15 protein-coding genes are annotated in these 20,422 nt (G+C 53.3%); 3 read left to right on the top strand and 12 right to left on the bottom strand.

What is annotated here, in order from left to right:
• Positions 1 to 65: 65 nt before the first annotated feature.
• From apaH to lptD, 6 genes are read right to left on the bottom strand one after another with little or no spacing between them, the layout of a single operon-like run.
• A complete protein-coding gene (apaH, locus tag OGV52_RS12185; protein WP_016151663.1) occupies positions 66 to 914 on the bottom strand; it encodes a bis(5'-nucleosyl)-tetraphosphatase (symmetrical) ApaH in 849 nt (282 codons plus the stop codon).
• A gap of 10 nt (positions 915 to 924) precedes the next feature.
• Positions 925 to 1,302, bottom strand: coding sequence for a Co2+/Mg2+ efflux facilitator ApaG/CorD (gene apaG / locus OGV52_RS12180; RefSeq protein ID WP_003018867.1), 378 nt, complete (start codon positions 1,300 to 1,302; stop codon positions 925 to 927).
• 2 nt (positions 1,303 to 1,304) lie between these two features.
• On the bottom strand, positions 1,305 to 2,126 hold the full coding sequence (gene rsmA, locus OGV52_RS12175; RefSeq protein ID WP_003018865.1) for a 16S rRNA (adenine(1518)-N(6)/adenine(1519)-N(6))-dimethyltransferase RsmA: 822 nt from the start codon (positions 2,124 to 2,126) through the stop codon (positions 1,305 to 1,307).
• The gene (gene pdxA / locus OGV52_RS12170; protein WP_287108569.1) at positions 2,119 to 3,111 is read right to left on the bottom strand and encodes a 4-hydroxythreonine-4-phosphate dehydrogenase PdxA; all 993 of its coding nucleotides are present in this window, start codon (positions 3,109 to 3,111) and stop codon (positions 2,119 to 2,121) included. Before pdxA ends, rsmA begins: the two co-directional genes overlap by 8 nt.
• Positions 3,111 to 4,397, bottom strand: a complete 1,287-nt coding sequence (surA, locus tag OGV52_RS12165; protein ID WP_016151665.1) for a peptidylprolyl isomerase SurA — start codon at positions 4,395 to 4,397, stop codon at positions 3,111 to 3,113. The genes pdxA and surA overlap by 1 nt, the downstream gene beginning before the upstream one ends.
• A 53-nt stretch (positions 4,398 to 4,450) precedes the next feature.
• The gene (lptD, locus tag OGV52_RS12160) at positions 4,451 to 6,811 is read right to left on the bottom strand and encodes an LPS assembly protein LptD (protein ID WP_049042515.1); all 2,361 of its coding nucleotides are present in this window, start codon (positions 6,809 to 6,811) and stop codon (positions 4,451 to 4,453) included.
• A 343-nt stretch (positions 6,812 to 7,154) separates the two neighbouring features.
• Between lptD and djlA the strand changes: the two genes are divergently transcribed.
• Positions 7,155 to 7,970 (top strand): co-chaperone DjlA, encoded by an 816-nt coding sequence (gene djlA / locus OGV52_RS12155; RefSeq protein ID WP_046276044.1) that lies wholly within the window; start codon positions 7,155 to 7,157, stop codon positions 7,968 to 7,970.
• Positions 7,971 to 8,064: 94 nt separating this feature from the next.
• On the opposite strand, the gene rluA is transcribed toward djlA, so the two are convergent.
• The 3 genes from rluA to polB form a co-directional block, all read right to left on the bottom strand.
• A complete protein-coding gene (gene rluA / locus OGV52_RS12150) occupies positions 8,065 to 8,724 on the bottom strand; it encodes a bifunctional tRNA pseudouridine(32) synthase/23S rRNA pseudouridine(746) synthase RluA (protein WP_016151668.1) in 660 nt (219 codons plus the stop codon).
• 11 nt (positions 8,725 to 8,735) lie between these two features.
• A complete protein-coding gene (rapA, locus tag OGV52_RS12145; RefSeq protein ID WP_287108567.1) occupies positions 8,736 to 11,642 on the bottom strand; it encodes an RNA polymerase-associated protein RapA in 2,907 nt (968 codons plus the stop codon).
• Between the two features lie 177 nt (positions 11,643 to 11,819).
• Positions 11,820 to 14,171: a DNA polymerase II gene (gene polB / locus OGV52_RS12140; RefSeq protein ID WP_287108566.1), complete on the bottom strand. Its 2,352-nt coding sequence runs from the start codon at positions 14,169 to 14,171 to the stop codon at positions 11,820 to 11,822.
• Positions 14,172 to 14,771: 600 nt separating this feature from the next.
• Here polB and OGV52_RS12135 point away from each other — a divergent pair.
• A complete protein-coding gene (locus OGV52_RS12135; protein WP_181221194.1) occupies positions 14,772 to 15,155 on the top strand; it encodes a DUF4751 family protein in 384 nt (127 codons plus the stop codon).
• A 44-nt stretch (positions 15,156 to 15,199) separates the two neighbouring features.
• Here the strand turns inward: OGV52_RS12135 and araD are convergent, their stop codons facing one another.
• From araD to araB, 3 genes are read right to left on the bottom strand one after another with little or no spacing between them, the layout of a single operon-like run.
• Positions 15,200 to 15,895: an L-ribulose-5-phosphate 4-epimerase gene (gene araD / locus OGV52_RS12130; RefSeq protein WP_016151673.1), complete on the bottom strand. Its 696-nt coding sequence runs from the start codon at positions 15,893 to 15,895 to the stop codon at positions 15,200 to 15,202.
• Positions 15,896 to 15,952: 57 nt separating this feature from the next.
• Positions 15,953 to 17,455, bottom strand: coding sequence for an L-arabinose isomerase (araA, locus tag OGV52_RS12125; protein WP_019078359.1), 1,503 nt, complete (start codon positions 17,453 to 17,455; stop codon positions 15,953 to 15,955).
• Positions 17,456 to 17,465: 10 nt separating this feature from the next.
• Positions 17,466 to 19,175 (bottom strand): ribulokinase, encoded by a 1,710-nt coding sequence (gene araB / locus OGV52_RS12120; protein WP_200080193.1) that lies wholly within the window; start codon positions 19,173 to 19,175, stop codon positions 17,466 to 17,468.
• Between the two features lie 339 nt (positions 19,176 to 19,514).
• Here araB and araC point away from each other — a divergent pair, with 339 nt between their 5' ends.
• Positions 19,515 to 20,360 (top strand): arabinose operon transcriptional regulator AraC, encoded by an 846-nt coding sequence (gene araC, locus OGV52_RS12115; protein ID WP_003018834.1) that lies wholly within the window; start codon positions 19,515 to 19,517, stop codon positions 20,358 to 20,360.
• Positions 20,361 to 20,422 lie beyond the last annotated feature (62 nt).

Here is a 20,422-nt window from a genome sequence, read left to right as displayed (position 1 = left end):
AGGCCTACAGATTGCACATTCGTTTGCCGGATAAGGTGTAAGCACCGCCATCCGGCAGACGACTATCAGGCGTTGACGGCCTCGCCGGGATCCAGATTCAGATGGCGATTTGATGGCTGTACAAAGTACTGTTTGTCTTCCCAGCGCAGACAGGTGAGATCCCCGCCCCAGCAACACCCCGTATCTAACGCGTAAATACCTTCTGGCGTGCCTTTGCCCTCCAGCGATGCCCAGTGCCCGAATGCAATGCTATAGGCTTCACTGACCGGTCCAGGAATGGCAAACCACGGCTTCAGCGGGGCAGGCGCATCTTCTGGCGACTCTTTGCTGTACATGTCCAACTGACCGTTGGGGAAGCAGTAACGCATGCGGGTAAACGCGTTGGTAATAAAACGCAGGCGCGCCAGCCCCGTCAGCTCCGGGGTCCAGTTATTTGGCATGTCGCCGTACATGGCATCAAGAAAGAATGGATAAGAGTCGCTCGACAGCACGGCTTCAACATCGCGAGCACAGTCCTTCGCCGTCTGCAGATCCCACTGTGGGGTAATCCCTGCATGCGCCATGACCAGTTTCTTCTCTTCATCAACCTGCAACAGCGGCTGACGACGTAGCCAGTTAAGCAGCGTGTCAGCATCCGGTGCCTCAAGCAGCGGCGTGAGCCGGTCTTTCGGTTTATTACGGCTGATGCCAGCAAACACGGCCAGCAGGTGTAAATCGTGATTACCGAGGACTAACCGCACGCTGTCGCCCAGCGATTTAACGTAGCGCAAAACGTCTAACGACCCTGGCCCACGCGCGACCAGATCGCCGGTGAGCCATAAGGTGTCTTGTTCTGGATTAAAGTCAACCTGGTGCAGCAAGGCTACCAGTTCATCGTAACAACCGTGAACGTCGCCAATGAGGTATGTTGCCATAGCTATTGTTTTAATGAATGAGTGTAGGAACGGCGAGTCGGAACACGGGAATGTCGATGGTAAAGGCGATCCCTTGCTCATCGATCATTTCGTAATGACCCTGCATGGTGCCCAGCGGTGTTTCAATCACCGCACCGCTGGTGTACTGGTACTCTTCGCCAGGTTCGATGTGGGGCTGAACGCCAACCACGCCTTCGCCCTGAACTTCGGTTTCACGGCCATGACCATTGGTGATCAACCAATAACGCCCCAACAGCTGCACAGGCGCTCGCCCCAAATTGCGGATAGTCACGGTATAAGCAAAAACGTAACGTTCATCATCAGGTGAGGATTGCGCCTCAATGTAGACGCTTTGTACCTGAATGCACACTCGGGGCGAATTGATCATGTTTAACTCTCCTTCGATGGCGCGTTTTCTGACAGATAGTTAGCCATCCGGCAGTATTGCGCGACAGAGATATTTTCCGCTCGCATCGCCGGATCAACGCCCAGCTCTGTCAGTACTTCAACGCTAAACAGGTTGCCGAGACTATTACGTACCGTTTTGCGACGCTGATTAAACGCTTCAGTGGTAATACGGCTCAGCACACGAACATCTTTAACGGGGTACGGCATTGTCGCGTGAGGGACCAGACGCACCACGGCGGAATCGACTTTAGGCGCAGGCGTAAATGCGGATGGCGGCACTTCAAGTACCGGGATCACATTGCAGTAATACTGCGCCATGACGCTTAATCGACCATACGCTTTACTGTTTGGCCCTGCAACCAGACGGTTAACCACCTCTTTTTGCAACATGAAATGCATGTCGGCGATGGCATCAGTATAGGAAAAAAGATGGAACATGAGCGGCGTGGAGATGTTATACGGCAGGTTGCCGAATACGCGCAGCGGCTGACCCATCGTTTGTGCGAGTTCGCCGAAGTTCATGGTCATGGCATCTTGCTGATAAATCGTCAGCTTCGGCCCTAAAAACGGGTGTGTTTGCAGGCGGGCGGCGAGATCGCGGTCCAGCTCAATGACCGTGAGCTTGTCCAGGCGTTCGCCTACAGGTTCGGTCAACGCTGCCAGGCCCGGGCCGATTTCGACCATAGCCTGACCTTTCTGCGGGTTGATAGCAGAGACAATACTTTCGATCACAAACTGATCGTTGAGGAAGTTTTGCCCGAAACGTTTACGGGCTAAGTGGCCCTGATGGACTCGATTATTCATTGGTATTAACAATCATTTTGATGGCGAGATTAAGCGCCGTAATAAAACTGCCGACATCTGCTTGCCCACGACCCGCAAGTTCAAGCGCGGTGCCGTGATCGACGGATGTGCGAATAAAGGGCAGGCCCAGCGTGATATTCACACCGCGACCAAATCCCTGGTATTTTAGCACGGGGAGACCCTGATCGTGGTACATTGCCAGCACGGCATCCGCGTGGTCGAGATATTTGGGCTGAAACAGCGTATCTGCGGGCAGCGGGCCGTTTAATTTCATCCCCTGCGCACGCAGTTCATCCAGGACCGGAATGAGGGTGTCTATCTCTTCCGTTCCCATATGACCACCTTCACCGGCATGCGGGTTAAGACCGCACACCAGAATATGCGGATCGGCAATGCCAAACTTGGTGCGCAAATCATGATGCAAAATACCGATCACTTCCTTAAGCAGAGCAGGCGTAATGGCGTCGGCAACGGCTCTGAGCGGCAAATGAGTGGTTGCCAGGGCAACGCGCAGCGCTTCAGTCGCCAGCATCATGACGACTTTCTTCGCCTGTGAGCGCTCTTCAAAAAACTCGGTATGTCCGGTAAACGGGACGCCTGCGTCATTGATTACGCCCTTGTGTACCGGACCGGTAATCAGCGCCGCAAACTCACCTTGCAGACAACCATCGCAGGCGCGAGCCAGCGTATCCACCACATATTGTCCGTTCTCTACCGCCAACTGACCCGCGATAACAGGCGCCCGCAGAGCAATCGGCAACAGCGTCAACGTACCTGCTGATTGCGTTCTGGCTGGGGTATCTGGAGAGTATGGGTGGAGTGAAAGCGGTAAACCGAGCATTGCTGCCCGGTCATTGAGGAGTGCGGCATCCGCACAGACAACGAGTTCTACAGGCCACTCACGCTGGGCGAGCTGAACCACCAGGTCCGGGCCAATCCCGGCGGGTTCGCCGGGAGTGATCACAACGCGTTGAATACGAGTCATTAGTTGCTCAGAACTTTAACGTAGGCGCTGGCGCGCTGTTCCTGCATCCAGGTCGCAGCTTCTTCCGAGAATTTACGGTTCATCAGCATACGATAAGCTCTGTCTTTCTGCGCCGCGTCAGTTTTATCAACGTTACGCGTGTCCAGCAGCTCGATCAGATGCCACCCGAAAGAGGAGTGCACCGGGGTACTCATCTGGCCTTTGTGAAGTTTGGTCAGCGCATCGCGGAAGGCGGGATCGAAAATATCCGCTGCAGCCCAGCCCAGATCGCCGCCCTGGTTGGCAGAACCCGGATCCTGAGAAAACTCTTTAGCCGCTGCCGCGAAGGTTGTTTTACCGCTCTTAATATCAGCTGCGATTTGTTCCAGCTTCAGACGCGCCTGTTGATCGGTCATGATCGGCGATGGCTTGAGCAGAATATGGCGGGCATGAACTTCAGTCACGGAGATGCTCTGGCTTTGACCACGCATATCGTTAACTTTCAGGATGTGGAAGCCGACACCAGAACGAATTGGGCCGATGATATCGCCTTTTTTCGCGGTGCTTAGCGCCTGGGCAAAGATGCCCGGCAGCTCCTGAATACGTCCCCAACCCATCTGGCCGCCTTTCAGCGCCTGCTGGTCAGCGGAATAGGTGATAGCCAGTTTGCCGAAATCGCTACCGTTACGCGCTTCATCAACAACAGAGCGCGCCTGACTTTCAGCCGCGTTAACCTGGTCAGAAGTTGGGTTTTCCGGTAATGGGATCAAGATGTGGCTCAGGTTCAGCTCGGTGCTGGCATCGTTTTGGTTGCCGACCTGCTGCGCCAGGGCATCCACTTCCTGAGGCAGGATAGTAACGCGACGGCGAACTTCGTTGTTACGCACTTCAGAGATGGTCATCTCTTTGCGGATCTGGTTACGATAGGTCGAATAGCTTAAGCCATCCTGTGCCAGACGGCTGCGCATCTGATCCAGCGTCATGTTGTTTTGCTTGGCGATGTTGGCAATTGCCTGATCCAGTTGCTCGTCAGAGATTTTAACACCCATCTTCTGACCCATCTGCAGGAGGATTTGATCCATGATCAAACGTTCCAGGATCTGATGACGCAGCGTGGCGTCGTCCGGTAATTGTTGACCAGCCTGACCCGCATTAAGTTTTACTGACTGCATTAAGCCATCGACGTCGCTTTCCAGAACGACGCCGTTATTGACGACGGCTGCGACTTTATCGACTACCTGTGGGGCAGCGAAACTGGTATTCGCGATCATGGCGATACCGAGAAGCAGCGTTTTCCAGTTCTTCATACTTTTTCCATTTCAATTAACCGCAAAGCGGATTACGTTGTAAATCAATCAGATCATAAAGAGCTTTGATACGGTAAAATGTTCGAACGCAACATTTGGTTGGTGCCGAGACCGTAGTTGGAACTCAGGCCGCGTAGTTCGATATTAAAGCCGATCGTGTTGTCATAAACTGCATGTTTCTGAGTGTCATCCCAGCCGTTCAGCTTACGTTCGTAGCCGAAGCGAATGGCGTAACAGCAGGAGTTGTACTGCAGACCCAGCATGGAATCCGCTTCTTTATTCACGTTGGTATCAAAGTAGTAAGCCCCGACAATCGACCAGCGGTCGGCGATCGGGAAGCTTGCTACCGCACCCACCTGTGAAATCCCGTTTTTATACTGCTCTGCTGTAGAGTAGTAAGACGGCAGGGTTGCCTGGATATATTCAGAGCTGGCATAACGGTAGTTCAGCTGCAGCATACGGTTTTCGTCGCGGCGGTATTCGATACTGCTGCTGCTGGTTGCAACGCTGTCCAGACGCGTGTCGTACTGGATCCCACTGCGTAAACCCCAGCGATCGGAGATGCGCCAGTAGGTGTCGCCAGCCCATACCAGTGAGCCCGTTTTGTCGTCATTCTCCCATTTAATGTTGTCATCGCCAGTGCGAGACTCGGTGAAATAGTAGATTTGACCCACAGAAATATTAAAACGTTCAACGGCCGCGTCATCATAAACGCGAGATGTGACCCCGGTCGTGACCTGGTTGGCAGACGCGATGCGGTCCAGACCGCCATAGGTACGATCGCGGAACAGGCCGCTGTAGTCAGATTGCAGCAGGGACGAGTCATAGTTATAGATATGACTTTGGTCGCGATACGGTACATACAGGTACTGAGCACGGGGCTCCAGCGTTTGGGTATAGCCCGGCGCTAACATGTTCATGTCGCGCTCGAAGATCATCTTGCCGTCAACTTTAAACTGCGGCATGACGCGGTTGGCGGAATCATCGAGCTTGTTAACGTTACTCGGGTTGTTGTTGTACCAATCCAGGTTAGTCTGCTGATAGTGCGTTGCCAGCAGCTTCGCTTCGGTATTGATACTTCCCCAGTTATTCGACAATGGCAGGTTGATGGTCGGTTCGAGGTGAACACGCGTTGCTTCCGGCATGTTGTCGTTGGTATTAACGAAATGGACTGCCTGACCATAGATACGGGTATCAAACGGACCGACATCATTCTGGTAGTAGTTGACGTCTAACTGTGGCTGAGCGGAATAGCTACTGTTGTTCTGATCGTCAAAGACCTGGAACTGCTTGGTCGAAACCGTCGCATCAAAGTTTTGTACTGCATAGCCGACGCTGAATTTTTGCGTGGCGTAGCCGTCAGTACTGGAACCGTATTTATTATCAAAATCGTTAAAGTAGCTGGAATCGCTGACCTTGGTGTAGTCGACGTTAAAACGCCACACCTGATCCATTACACCGGCGTGCTGCCAGTAGAACAGCCAGCGGCGGGAATTGTCATCCTTCGGATGTTCATCCTCGTACACTTTATCGGAATTCAGATAGTCGAACTCCATCAGACCTGCGCCCGCCTGGGTGAGGTAGCGGAATTCGTTCTCCCACATGATACCGCCACGACGGTGTATATAATGCGGCGTGATGGTGGCGTCCATATTGGGCGCAATGTTCCAATAATACGGGAGATAGAACTCAAAATAGTTATTGGTAGAGTATTTTGCGTTCGGGATCAGGAAACCAGAGCGACGCTTATCGCCGACGGGTAACTGTAAATAAGGACTGTAAAAGACCGGAACCGGACCCAGTTTAAAACGGGCGTTCCAGATCTCTGCGACCTGTTCTTCACGGTCGTGAATGACTTCGCTACCGACGACGCTCCAGGTATTGGAACCTGGCAGACAGGAGGTGAAGCTACCGTTTTCCAGAATGGTATAGCGGTTTTCCCCACGCTGCTTCATCAGATCGGCTTTTCCGCGCCCCTGACGACCTACCATCTGATAATCACCTTCCCAGATGTTGGTATCTTTGGTATTCAGATTAGACCAGCCCTTCGGCCCCTTCAGAATAACCTGATTGTCATCATAATGGACATTGCCCAGCGCATCGACGGTACGAACTGGCTCCGGCTGGCCTTCTGCCTGCTTCTGATGAAGCTGCACTTCGTCGGCCTGCAGGCGGCTGTTACCCTGTGCGATGTCCACATTGCCGGTAAACACCGCGTCATCCGGGTAATTCCCTTTCGCGTTGTCAGCAGTGATGGTGACGGGTAATTCATTAGTCTCGCCCTGTACCAGAGGACGGTCATAGCTTGGCACGCCCAGCATACACTGTGAGGCGAGATCGGCTGCCAGACCCTGATGGCTATAGAGGGCGCTGGCAATCATGGTGGCCAGAAGAGTGGGAATACGTTTTTTCATACGTTGTATTTATTGTTCCATCATCAGTAGCGTCGCGCGTGACAAACGGTCACAGCCTAACTTATCTCATCTTCACTTCGCTAGTATTAATCCTGCCCATTTTATCCCGCCACCTTTCAAGCTGCATCTTCGTTCCAGATGAATTGGTCACTGCGTTGCCGCCTTGTTGCAACTCGAAATCCAACGGGTATAGCGTTTGTGGTGTTAGGCACGGCATAGAATGACAGGTATGATAATGCAAATTATAGGCGATGTCCCACAATTGACCGCAGCCGTAAATCGGTAAAAGCACCTTATATTGTGGGACATATCCTGGCTGAGAGCAGAAAGATTTGGGGAGTCTATGCAGTATTGGGGAAAGATAATTGGTGTCGCCGTGGCCTTAATGATGGGCGGCGGCTTCTGGGGTGTGGTTCTGGGCCTGTTAGTTGGCCACATGTTCGACAAAGCCCGCATGCGCAAAATGGCGTGGTTTGCCAACCAGCGTGAACGCCAGGCGCTGTTTTTTGCCACCACTTTTGAGGTGATGGGGCATCTGACCAAATCCAAAGGTCGCGTCACGGAAGCCGATATCCATATCGCCAGTCAATTGATGGATCGAATGAATTTGCACGGCGACTCGCGTACCGCTGCGCAACATGCCTTCCGGGTGGGAAAATCGGACAATTACCCATTACGTGAAAAAATGCGTCAGTTTCGCAGCGTCTGTTTTGGTCGCTTCGATCTGATCCGCATGTTTCTGGAGATTCAGATCCAGGCGGCTTTTGCCGATGGGTCGTTACATCCGAACGAGCGTGAAGTGCTGTATGTGATTGCTGAAGAGTTGGGGATCTCACGTACCCAGTTTGATCAGTTTCTGCGCATGATGCAGGGCGGCGCCCAGTTTGGCGGCGGATATCAGCAGCAGTCCGGCGGCGGTGGCTGGCAGCAGACGCAACGCGGTCCGACGCTAGAAGACGCCTGCAATGTGCTGGGTGTGAAAGCGACCGATGATGCAACCACCATTAAGCGCGCATACCGTAAGCTGATGAGCGAGCACCATCCGGACAAACTGGTGGCGAAAGGTCTGCCGCCAGAAATGATGGAAATGGCGAAGCAAAAAGCGCAGGAAATTCAAAAAGCTTACGAGCTAATTAAAGAACAGAAAGGTTTTAAATAATTGTTATGCCGGGTGGCAGCTAGCGCCTTATCCGGCCTACGTTAATGAATGTAGGCCGGGCAAGCGAAGCACCCGGCCTAAATGGGGCCTGCGTTTAAAAATCTGCTGGAACTTTAAACGTCATACTGTTGCCGTATTCGGGATGCGTGATAGTTAACATCTCTGCATGCAGCAGCAGGCGCGGCGCTAACGCCAGGGCCTGTGGCGGGGCGTAGAAGCGGTCGCCCAGAATCGGATGCCCTAATGCCAGCATATGCACACGCAACTGGTGGGAGCGTCCGGTAATGGGTTTGAGCACGACCCGGGCGGTGTTATCTTCCGCGAACTCCACCACTTCATACTCGGTCTGCGCCGATTTTCCGGTCTCATAACACACTTTCTGCTTTGGCCGATTCGGCCAGTCGCAAATCAGCGGTAAATCAACCAGCCCCTCGGCCGGAGCGGGATGTCCCCAGACGCGTGCGACATACTGTTTCTTCGGCTCGCGTTCGCGAAACTGGCGCTTTAGCTCGCGCTCTGCCGCTTTAGTTAGCGCCACTACAATCACGCCGCTGGTTGCCATATCCAGACGATGTACGGATTCAGCCTGCGGATAATCGCGCTGAATACGCGTCATCACGCTGTCTTTGTGTTCATCCAGACGACCCGGCACGGACAACAAGCCGCTCGGCTTGTTGACCACCATAATGTGCTCATCCTGATACAGGATAACCAGCCAGGGTTCCTGCGGCGGATTATAGTTTTCCATCCCCATGTCAGGCTCCGTTACTGATGCGTCACGACAATCAGGCGCAGGGCATCCAGACGCCATCCCGCCTGATCCAGGCTTTCCATCACCAGCTGACGATTGCTTTCAATGGCGCTGAGTTCGTCATCACGGATGTTCGGGTTAACGGCACGCAGCGCTTCCAGACGGGAGAGTTCAGCCGTCAGCTTCTCGTCCGCTTCTTTGCGCGCCGCGTCGATCAGCGCGCGGGCCGATTTTTCTACCTGCGCTTCACCGAGTTGCAGAATGGCATGCACATCCTGCTGTACGGCGTTGACCAGTTTACTGCCGGTGTGGCGGTTAACGGCGCTAAGCTGACGGTTAAAGGTTTCGAATTCAACCTGCGCGGCAAGGTTGTTGCCGTTTTTGTCCAGCAGCATGCGTACCGGAGTTGGCGGCAGGAAGCGGTTTAACTGCAGCTGTTTTGGCGCTTGCGCTTCAACGACGTAGACCAGTTCAACCAGCAGAGTACCGACCGGTAATGCTTTGTTTTTCAGCAAAGAAATGGTGCTGCTTCCGGTGTCGCCGGAGAGGATCAGATCCAGACCATTACGGATCAGCGGATGCTCCCAGGTAATAAACTGCGCGTCTTCACGCGACAGGGCAACATCACGCTCAAACGTAATGGTGCAGCCATCTTCCGGCAGCCCAGGGAAATCCGGCACCAGCATATGATCGGACGGTGTCAGTACGATCAAATTGTCGCCACGGTCATCCTGATTAATACCAACGATATCAAACAGGTTCATGGCGAAGGCGATCAGGCTGGTATCGTCGTCCTGTTCTTCAATACTCTCAGCCAGCGCCAGCGCTTTTTCGCCGCCGTTAGAGTGGATCTCCAGCAGGCGATCGCGACCTTGCTCCAGCTGTGCTTTCAGCGCGTCATGCTGTTCGCGACAGGTTTTGATCAGATCGTCAAAGCCATTGGTGTTTTCTGGCTCAGCCAGGTAGCCGATCAGATTGTTATATACCGTGTCATAGATGGTACGTCCGGTCGGGCAAGTGTGTTCGAACGCATCCAGACCTTCGTGGTACCAACGCACCAGCACGGATTGCGCGGTTTTTTCCAGGTATGGAACGTGGATCTGGATATCATGCACCTGACCAATACGGTCCAGACGGCCAATACGCTGTTCCAGCAGGTCCGGATTGAACGGCAGATCAAACATCACCAGATGGCTGGCGAACTGGAAGTTACGCCCTTCGGAGCCGATTTCAGAGCACAGCATCACCTGGGCGCCGCTATCTTCTTCGCTAAACCAGGCCGCAGCGCGGTCACGTTCAATGATCGACATCCCTTCATGGAACACGGCGGCGCGGATACCTTCGCGCTCGCGCAGAACCTGCTCCAGCTGAAGCGCAGTAGTGGCTTTCGCGCAGATAACCAGAACTTTTTGCGAGCGGTGGCTGGTCAGGTAGCCCATCAGCCATTCCACGCGCGGGTCAAAGTTCCACCAGGTGCCGGTGTCGCCTTCGAATTCCTGATAAATCTGCTCCGGGTAGAGCATGTCGCGCGCGCGGTCTTCCGCACTCTTACGCGCGCCCATAATGCCGGAGACTTTAATGGCCGTCTGGTATTGGGTTGGCAACGGCAATTTGATGGTATGCAGCTCGCGTTTAGGGAAGCCTTTCACACCGTTACGGGTATTTCGGAACAGCACGCGGCTGGTGCCGTGGCGGTCCATCAGCATCGAAACCAGCTCCTGACGCGCGCTCTGGGCGTCTTCGCTGTCGCTGTTTGCCGCTTGCAGTAACGGCTCAATGTCCTGTTCGCCAATCATGTCACCTAACATGTTCAGCTCATTGTTACTGAGCTTGTTGCCAGCCAGTAACATGGCAACGGCATCGGCGACCGGACGGTAATTTTTCTGTTCTTCAACAAACAGGGCGAAATCGTGGAAGCGGCTTGGATCCAGTAGACGCAGGCGCGCAAAGTGGCTTTCCAGGCCCAACTGTTCCGGCGTTGCGGTCAGCAGTAGGATGCCTGGTACGCGCTCTGCCAGCTGTTCAACGGCCATATATTCACGGCTGGGCGCGTCTTCGCTCCACACCAGGTGATGGGCTTCATCGACAATCAGCAGATCCCACTCGGCATCACACAGGTGCTCCAGACGCTGTTTACTGCGACGGGCAAAGTCCAGCGAACAGATAACCAACTGTTCGGTTTCAAACGGGTTGTAGGCATCGTGCTGCGCTTCGGCATAACGCTCATCATCAAACAGCGCAAAGCGCAGGTTGAAACGACGCAGCATTTCGACCAGCCACTGGTGCTGTAACGTCTCCGGGACGATGATCAGCACGCGCTCCGCGGCGCCTGACAGCAGCTGTTGATGCAGGATCATCCCAGCTTCAATGGTTTTACCTAAACCCACTTCGTCTGCCAGCAGCACGCGAGGGGCATGACGACGGCCGACATCATGGGCAATGTTGAGCTGGTGGGGGATCAGGCTGGTACGTTGACCACGCAAGCCACTCCACGGCATACGGTACTGCTCGCTCTGAAATTTACGTGCGCGATAGCGCAGCGCAAAGCGGTCCATACGATCAATCTGGCCGGCAAACAGGCGATCCTGGGGTTTACTGAAAACCAGTTTGCTGTCGAGCAGCACTTCACGCAGCGTTACACCGGTTTCTTCGGTATCAAGGCGGGTTCCGATATAGGCAAGCAGGCCGTTTTCTTCTTTTACTTCATCGACATGCAGTTGCCAGCCTTCATGGCTCGTAATCGTGTCACCAGGATTGAACATCACGCGGGTCACGGGGGAATCACTGCGCGCATACAGACGGTTTTCACCCGTCGATGAGAAAAGTAAAGTGACGGTTCGCGCATCCATGGCGACAACAGTACCAAGTCCCAATTCGCTTTCTGTATCGCTGATCCAGCGTTGACCAAGTGTAAAAGGCATATATGTTCGGCTCTATATCTTTAATTGCAGGCAATACTCGTCATTTTCCGGGCTAGTCCCCGTTATTGAGAGCATACGACCCCGCTACCAGGCTAATAAATCAGTGGTAGGGGTGTTAAATGGGTCCAGGAATGGAAAGGGCGCTATGGTACTGGATGGCGGCGGTTTCGTCACGCGTCAAAATAACCCCAGTTGTCCTGTGAGTAGTGTAGCAAAATTATCATCAATAAAGGGAAGAATTCCCTCGGCAACCGGCTGGATCTGGCGGGTCAGATAATGCTCGTAATCAAGTGCAGATAGCTGATAATCAACAGGTTCAGGTCCATTTATCGTCCAGACATATTTAATCGTGCCACGATTCTGATACTGCTGCGGACGCCCCAGTTTGACGTTCTGCTCATCGGCGAGCCGCGCGGCGCGAACGTGCGGCGGAACATTCCGCTGGTATTCGCTCAACGGGCGGCGCAGGCGTTTGCGGTACACCAGGTGTTCATCCAGTTCACCCGCCATTAGACGGTCGATAGTCTCGCGAACAAACTCTTGATAAGGCTCGTTACGAAAAATTCGCAGGTACAGCTCCTGCTGAAACTGCTGGGCCAGCGGCGTCCAGTCGGTGCGTACCGTTTCCAGACCTTTAAATACCATGCGTTGCTCAGCACCTGACTGAATCATTCCGGCGTAGCGTTTTTTGCTGCCGGTATCTGCACCGCGAATGGTCGGCATCAGAAAGCGACAAAAGTGGGTTTCAAATTCCAGCTCCAGCGCGCTGGTCAGGTTTTGCTGCTTCAGCGATTGCGCCCACCAGTTGTTGACATAGCTCACCAGCTCCCGACCAATCCGGGCCGCATCGTCTTCCGAGTGCGCCTTTTTAAGCCAGACAAAGGTGGAGTCGGTGTCGCCATAGATGACGTCGTAACCCTGAGCCTCAATCAGCGCTTTGGTCTGACGCATGATCGCGTGACCGCGCATGGTGATAGACGAAGCCAGCCTCGGGTCGAAAAAGCGGCAGGCGGTGGTGCCAAGCACGCCGTAAAACGCGTTCATGATGATTTTCAGCGCCTGTGAGAGCGGCTTATTGCCGCGGCGTTTGGCTTCATCACGCCCATGCCAGATCTGGGTAACAATTTCCGGCAGACAGTGCTTTTCGCGTGAGAACCAGGCGTCAAGGAACCCCTCGGTACTGTGTTCCTGATCCGGCTGTGCCATCCCTTCGATAAGTCCCACTGGATCGATCAAAAAAGTACGAATAATTGACGGGTACAGGCTTTTGTAATCCAGCACCAGCACGGAGTCGTACAAACCCGGGCGCGAGTCCATCACGTAGCCACCGGGGCTGGCGTGCGCGGGAACTTCCCCCAGATTCGGTGCCACATAGCCCGCCCGGTGCATTCGCGGTAGGTAGAGATGGCCGAAGGCGGCAACGGAACCGCCGTGCCGGTCGACCGGCAGGCCGTTTACCGTCGATCGTTCCAGCAAAAATGGCATGATCTCGGTTTTATGAAAAATACGCGTGACCAGCTCACAGTCTTTGAGATTGTAGGTGGCGAGTGCGGGCTTATCCTGGGCAAACCGGCGATCTATTTCGTCCATCCTGTCCCAGGGATTATCTATCGACTTCCCTTCGCCCAGCAGCTCCTGTGACACCGTTTCCAGCGAAAAGGATGAGAAATTCCAGAATGCGGATTTAAGCGCCTCAATGCCGTCGATAATCAGGCGACCTTTAGCCTGCGCGAAGAATACGCCGTTTTTGAAGCCATGTTCGCGCCACTCCAGCTCGCTATTGTCACGGCCAAAACGCAGGGGAATGTGGTAACGTTCAGCATGCTTTTGCAGGACGCGTAAATCGAATTGCACGACGTTCCAGCCGATTACCACATCAGGATCGTGACGGGCAATCCAGTCGTTGAGCTTTTCCAGTAACTGCGGGCGGCTTGCGACGTATTCAAGTTCAAAATCCAGCGCTGAGGCATCGCCGTTTGCCGGACCGAGCATGTAGACAATACGCTGCCCACAGCCTTCAAGGCCGATACAGTAGAGTTCGCCGTGGCGCGTGGTTTCGATATCCAGCGAGACCCATTTCAGCGGCGGTCGATAGTCAGGGTTCGGCTTCAACCGGGCATTAACCAGCGTACCGTTATGTCTGTCGCCTTCAACCCAAACAGGCGAGGTGATAAAACGCTCCATCAGATACCGTTCCGGCGGACGCACGTCGGCCTCGTAGACGGTAATTGCGTTTTCACGCAGCAGCTTTTCAAGCCGCATGAGCTGGCGATGTGAGCGGCAATACAGGCCGGAAACGGGCTGGCGGTGGAAGTCTTGCAATTGCAGCGGCGTCAGACGATAGCCGTTTTCATTGCGTAATAATGACGCTACGCGAGGAACCTGACTGACAGGAATAAACGCGACCGACTCCTGAGGCGCGAGCGTGACCTGTAGCGGCCCGTCGTCCGTAGCCAGCCAGAATGTGACCTCAGTTCCCTGCGGGGTGTCCCGCCAGTGCCGGGTTAAAATAAAGCCTGCCTGCGCCACGCTGCGTACCCATTAAAAAACCAGGCATTATTATAGCCTGGTTTACACGATTGTACTGTTATTTTGTACAGTTAAAAATGAGAGATGCGGGCAGTTATTGTGACAGTAACAGTAAAATGCCCTCCGCAGTAAAAGTGTTACAGGATAGAGTTTGGTATTTAATAAATGAATGCCTTAATTGAAAGCTCTTCCTTGAATTATTTTATTGGCCTGTCATGGCTATTTATATCTATTATTGTTTTGTAATTATGTTTGTTTCATTAATTGGAAGTCCGTTTCAGGATTTTTATGTCATTTTCGGAATCGTGCTCGTACGGTTTTGTTACTCATCCCTCGGTTCAGGAAAAATGGTTATTTTTTTTATTTGTTTTTATTCATGGTTAGTGTAACTATTTTAATCAAACACTCGGGTTACCCGGTTGAATATAATATATTTTTATGGCTTGCTATTGTCTGGATAAAAACGGATTTTCGGTTCGATTTCGTCGGGAATATCTCTCTGTATAATTTGATTTTTATCGCTGAATATAATTTTATTCATCAGATAGCTCGGGTGTTTTATATCAATAGCTTGGGTGCGTAGTGTTATGGAGGCCTATTATGGATATTTATACTCAGGCGTTACAGGTAGGATATGATCACTATTTATTTGTTAATACTCAGTTATCTAACCCTACAATTAAATCAGTAAGTCAATATATTGAGTATAGAACATGGTCAGGTCAAATTTGGCGTACTGAGATTATTGAACGTGGGAATGCTTTCTTTCACTGGCAAGGGCATGACAGAATAAATGGTCATCGTGATACGGTGATTAATTATCTGTTGAATGGACAGCGCTGGCAGTCAACGATTACAGATTACATTTTCTTTCATTCACTGGATGGTGAAGAGGCGCAGGGACATTATGACAACGTGATTAAATACGTTTGTGCTAATAACTGTGTGTATCGAAGTGCGTTTGCGGAATATATAAAGGAATAACCAGAGAGCGCGCCACCGAGATTCCGGGCGCGCTCAGATTGTTTTCACTGGCCGTAGTAGGCTTTTGCGCCGTGTTTACGTAGGTAATGTTTATCTAACAGGGTTTGCTGCATATCCGGCAATTGCGGCGCGAGCTGGCGACAGAAGATCCCCATGTAGGCGACTTCTTCCAGCACGATGGCGTTGTGTACCGCATCTTCGGCGTTTTTTCCCCAGGCAAACGGACCGTGAGAGTGCACCAGCACGCCAGGCATCTGCGAAGCGTCAATGCCTTGTTTCTCAAAGGTTTCAACGATCACGTTACCGGTTTCCCACTCATATTCGCCGTTGATTTCTTCCTCGGTCATTTTCCGTGTGCAGGGAATCGATCCGTAGAAATAGTCCGCATGGGTGGTACCCGTGGCTGGAATCGACTGGCCCGCCTGCGCCCAGATGGTTGCATGACGCGAATGGGTATGAACAATGCCGCCAATGGTCGGGAATGCCTGATACAGCAGACGGTGCGTTGGGGTATCGGAGGAGGGTTTCTTCGTACCTTCTACAACCTCACCGGTGGCGATACTGACTACGACCATATCTTCTGCGGTCATAACGCTGTAATCGACCCCGGAAGGTTTTATCACAAACACGCCGCGCTCGCGATCGACGGCACTCACGTTCCCCCAGGTCAAGGTGACCAGGTGGTGCTTAGGCAACGCCAGATTGGCTTCCAGCACCTGACGTTTGAGATCTTCTAACATGTTGATTCCTCTGTGCCGGATGGCGGGCAAACGCAGAGCCATCCGGCAACAACATAATTAACGTTTAAAACCGTAATAGACGTCGTTCCAGCGCAGCGCGTCCTTAAAGGCCGGCAGGCGGGTATCGTTGTCGATCACGGCGATCTCGATATCGTGCATTTCAGCGAACTGGCGCATATCGTTCAGATCCAGCGCGTGGCTGAAGACGGTGTGGTGCGCGCCACCGGCCAGGATCCAGGCTTCAGATGCGGTTGGCAGATCAGGCTGGGCCTTCCACAATGCGTTAGCCACCGGCAGTTTCGGCAGGGAGTGCGGTGTTTGAACCGTGTCGATGCAGTTAACCAACAGGCGATAGCGATCGCCAAGATCGATCAGGCTGGCAACGATTGCCGGACCAGTTTTGGTGTTGAAGATCAGACGAGCGGGATCGTCTTTACCACCAATGCCGAGATGCTGAACGTCGAGGATCGGTTTATCTTCCACCGCGATAGACGGGCACACTTCCAGCATGTGCGAGCCGAGCACCAGATCGTTGCCTTTCTCGAAGTGGTAGGTGTAATCCTCCATAAATGAGGTGCCGCCCTGCAGACCGGTTGACATCACCTTCATGATGCGAAGCAGAGCGGCGGTTTTCCAGTCGCCTTCGCCCGCAAAGCCGTAGCCTTGCTGCATCAGACGCTGTACGGCCAGACCCGGGAGCTGTTTCAGGCCGTGTAAATCTTCAAATGTCGTGGTAAAGGCGTGGAATCCGCCCTGTTCCAGGAAACGCTTCATCCCCAGTTCAATACGGGCCGCTTCCAGTACGTTCTGACGTTTCTCACCGTGGACTTGCGTTGCCGCCGTCATGGTGTAGGTGCTTTCATACTCATCGATTAGCGCGTTGATTTCGCCGTCGCTAATGGAGTTCACTACCTGCACCAGATCGCCTACGGCCCAGGTATTTACCGAGAAGCCGAATTTGATCTGCGCAGCGACTTTATCGCCATCGGTGACCGCGACTTCACGCATGTTGTCGCCAAAACGGCAGACTTTCAGATGGCGGGTATCCTGTTTGGACACGGCCTGGCGCATCCAGGAGCCGATGCGTTCGTGCGCTTGTTTGTCCTGCCAGTGACCGGTGACCACGGCGTGCTGCTGACGCATACGTGCGCCGATGAAGCCGAATTCACGGCCGCCGTGCGCGGTCTGGTTCAGGTTCATAAAGTCCATATCAATGCTGTCCCACGGCAGGGCGGCGTTGAACTGGGTATGGAATTGCATCAGCGGCTTGTTGAGGATAGTCAGACCGTTAATCCACATTTTGGCCGGAGAGAAAGTGTGCAGCCAGACCACCAGACCTGCGCAGCGATCGTCGTAGTTAGCGTCACGACAAATAGCGGTAATCTCGTCAGGTGAAGTACCCAGAGGTTTTAAAACCAGTTTGCAGGGCAGTTTAGCTTCAGTATTCAGCGCGTTAACGACGTGCTCGGCATGTTGGGTTACCTGACGCAGGGTTTCAGGGCCATACAGATGCTGGCTACCAATCACAAACCACACTTCATAGTTATCAAAAATCGTCATTGTCGTGTCCTTAATGTGTCAGGGTTGCCTGGTCTACCGGGGTTTGTTGCGCCGGAGCGGCAGTCGGAAGATATTGTTGTTCAGCGCTAACCGCCCACTGCTGGTAGCGGCGGTAAAGCTGTTCAAAACGTTGAGCCTGCTCTGGTCGAGGTTGCAGCGTGTTTTCCACGGCGCTTGCCATCTGTTGCTGAGCGGCTGGGATATCGGTGTGTACTTTCGCGGCAACGGCGGCAAAGATAGCCGCACCGAGTGCGCAGCACTGGTCTGAAGCGACAATCTGTAGCGGACGGTTGAGCACGTCACAACAGGCCTGCATGATGACCGGATTTTTACGGGCGATGCCGCCTAGCGCCATTACGTTGTTAACCGCAATGCCTTGTTCGGTGAAGCATTCCATGATAGCGCGTGCACCAAAGGCGGTGGCGGCAATCAGACCGCCGAACAGCGCTGGCGCGTCGGTTGCCAGATTCAGATCGGTAATCACTCCTTTCAGACGCTGATTGGCATTGGGCGTACGGCGACCGTTGAACCAGTCGAGCACCACCGGCAAATGATCCAGCGACGGATTTCTCGCCCAGGCTTCGGTTAGCGCTGGTAGCAGCTGTTTTTGGCTGGCTTTAATCTGGGTCTTCAGCTCCGGGTGCTGCGTGGCAAGCTGCTCCAGCGGCCAGCTCAGCACACGGCTAAACCAGGCATAGATATCGCCGAACGCGGACTGGCCTGCCTCGAGGCCAATAAAATGCGGCACCACGCTGCCATCAACCTGGCCGCAAATGCCTTTCACCGCGCGCTCGCCGACGCTGTGTTTGTCAGCAATCAGAATGTCGCAGGTCGACGTGCCAATGACTTTCACCAGCGTATTGGGCTGTGCGCCCGCGCCGACCGCGCCCATATGGCAGTCAAAAGCGCCGCCTGCAATCACCACGCTTTCAGGTAGCCCCAGACGCTGCGCCCACTCGGCGCACAGGGTGCCAACCGGCAGGTCGGCTGTGAAGGTATCGGTAAACATCGGGTATTGCAGATGGCGGTTGAGGATGGGGTCGAGTTCGTCAAAGAAACTGGCTGGCGGTAGACCACCCCAGCTTTCATGCCACAGGGATTTATGCCCGGCGCTGCAGCGACCGCGACGAATATCCTGTGGACGTACGGTATTAGAGAGCAGGGCCGGAACCCAGTCGCACAGTTCAATCCACGAAACCGCGGCCTCGGCAACCGCGTGGTCCTGACGGGTCACATGCAGGATTTTGGCCCAGAACCATTCGCTGGAATAAATACCGCCGATATAGCGGGAGTAATCGATCTTGCCCGATGTGTGGCACAGACGGGTAATTTCTTCAGCTTCTTCTACTGAGGTGTGATCTTTCCACAGGACAAACATTGCATTTGGGTTTTCAGCGAACTCCGGACGCAACGCCAGTACGTTGCCGTCGGCATCGATGGGGGCCGGGGTTGAACCGGTGCTGTCAACGCCAATCCCGACCACTTCCGCACGCTGTTTAACGCTCAGTTCGGCCAGCACGGTTTTCAGCGCCGCTTCCATTGATTCAATGTAGTCGCGTGGATGATGGCGAAACTGGTTGTTTGGGCCATCGCAATACTGTCCTTCCTGCCAACGTGGGTACCACTCTACGCTGGTGGCGATTTCTTCACCGGTGGCACATTCCACTGCCAAAGCGCGTACTGAATCACTGCCAAAATCGAGGCCAATTGCAATCGCCATCGTCTTACTCCATCCAAAAATACGGGTATGGATAAACAGTAGTTAGTAGGGATAAAAACCGTCAGGCAGGATTCGCTAATCTTATGGACTAAAATGCTGTGGCATCACAAAGTGTGACGCCGTGCAAATAATCAATGTGGACATTTCTGCCGTAGTTATAGACACTTTTGTTAGCCGATTTTAACGTTGGCGCAGTACATATTTTTTACAAAGTGCTTTTCACAAGCGGGGTTGATGGTCCATTACCGCAAACACAGCGGCCCGCAGGGGCGACGGCAATGATGTCTGGCGTAATATGGACAAATTGTTTCTTAGCAGAACATAGGGAGTATTGAAATTATGGCTGAAACGCAAAACGATCCCCTGCTGCCAGGCTATTCGTTTAACGCGCATTTGGTGGCCGGATTAACCCCCATCGAGGCGAACGGATACCTGGATTTTTTTATCGACAGGCCGCTGGGTATGAAGGGCTATATCCTCAATCTCACTATCCGTGGCGAAGGGGTTATCAATAATCAGGGCAAACAATTTGTCTGTCGGCCTGGCGATATTTTGCTGTTTCCGCCCGGAGAAATTCACCACTACGGACGCCATCCAGATGCCAGCGAGTGGTATCACCAGTGGGTTTACTTTCGCCCACGCGCCTACTGGCAGGAGTGGCTGACCTGGCCGGCCATTTTTGCCCAGACTGGATTCTTTCGTCCGGATGAAGCACATCAGCCGCATTTTAACGAACTGTTTGGGCAGATAATCAACGCCGGGCAGGGAGAAGGTCGCTATTCCGAACTGCTGGCGATTAATTTACTGGAACAGTTATTGCTCCGCCGTATGGAAGCCATTAATGAATCGCTGCATCCCCCCATGGACAACCGCGTGCGCGACGCCTGCCAGTACATCAGCGATCACCTGGCGGACAGTAATTTTGATATTGCCAGCGTCGCACAGCACGTCTGCCTGTCGCCTTCCCGTTTGTCGCATCTGTTCCGTCAACAGTTGGGTATCAGCGTATTAAGCTGGCGCGAGGATCAGCGTATCAGCCAGGCCAAGCTATTGCTGAGTACCACTCGTATGCCCATTGCTACGGTGGGGCGCAATGTTGGCTTTGACGATCAGCTCTATTTTTCTCGCGTTTTCAAAAAATGTACCGGTGCCAGTCCGAGCGAGTTTCGCGCCGGATGTGAATAAAAAGTGAATGATGTGTCCTGAAAGTTGTCATAACTCGCAATCTATTCAGACAATTGATGGCT

Origin of the sequence: Citrobacter sp. Cb041 (assembly GCF_030336655.1) — a bacterium.
Classification (GTDB): domain Bacteria; phylum Pseudomonadota; class Gammaproteobacteria; order Enterobacterales; family Enterobacteriaceae; genus Citrobacter; species Citrobacter braakii.
The sequence above is the reverse complement of the archived record's forward strand: the minus strand, read 5'-3'. Positions and strand labels throughout refer to the sequence as shown.

What these genes read in the sequence shown, in the direction of transcription:
- apaH (WP_016151663.1), bottom strand. Translation starts at nt 914, where the DNA reads ATGGCAACATACCTCATTGGCGACGTTCACGGTTGTTACGATGAACTG.
- apaG (WP_003018867.1), bottom strand. Translation starts at nt 1,302, where the DNA reads ATGATCAATTCGCCCCGAGTGTGCATTCAGGTACAAAGCGTCTACATT.
- rsmA (WP_003018865.1), bottom strand. Translation starts at nt 2,126, where the DNA reads ATGAATAATCGAGTCCATCAGGGCCACTTAGCCCGTAAACGTTTCGGG.
- pdxA (WP_287108569.1), bottom strand. Translation starts at nt 3,111, where the DNA reads ATGACTCGTATTCAACGCGTTGTGATCACTCCCGGCGAACCCGCCGGG.
- surA (WP_016151665.1), bottom strand. Translation starts at nt 4,397, where the DNA reads ATGAAGAACTGGAAAACGCTGCTTCTCGGTATCGCCATGATCGCGAAT.
- lptD (WP_049042515.1), bottom strand. Translation starts at nt 6,811, where the DNA reads ATGAAAAAACGTATTCCCACTCTTCTGGCCACCATGATTGCCAGCGCC.
- djlA (WP_046276044.1), top strand. Translation starts at nt 7,155, where the DNA reads ATGCAGTATTGGGGAAAGATAATTGGTGTCGCCGTGGCCTTAATGATG.
- rluA (WP_016151668.1), bottom strand. Translation starts at nt 8,724, where the DNA reads ATGGGGATGGAAAACTATAATCCGCCGCAGGAACCCTGGCTGGTTATC.
- rapA (WP_287108567.1), bottom strand. Translation starts at nt 11,642, where the DNA reads ATGCCTTTTACACTTGGTCAACGCTGGATCAGCGATACAGAAAGCGAA.
- OGV52_RS12135 (WP_181221194.1), top strand. Translation starts at nt 14,772, where the DNA reads ATGGATATTTATACTCAGGCGTTACAGGTAGGATATGATCACTATTTA.
- araD (WP_016151673.1), bottom strand. Translation starts at nt 15,895, where the DNA reads ATGTTAGAAGATCTCAAACGTCAGGTGCTGGAAGCCAATCTGGCGTTG.
- araA (WP_019078359.1), bottom strand. Translation starts at nt 17,455, where the DNA reads ATGACGATTTTTGATAACTATGAAGTGTGGTTTGTGATTGGTAGCCAG.
- araB (WP_200080193.1), bottom strand. Translation starts at nt 19,175, where the DNA reads ATGGCGATTGCAATTGGCCTCGATTTTGGCAGTGATTCAGTACGCGCT.
- araC (WP_003018834.1), top strand. Translation starts at nt 19,515, where the DNA reads ATGGCTGAAACGCAAAACGATCCCCTGCTGCCAGGCTATTCGTTTAAC.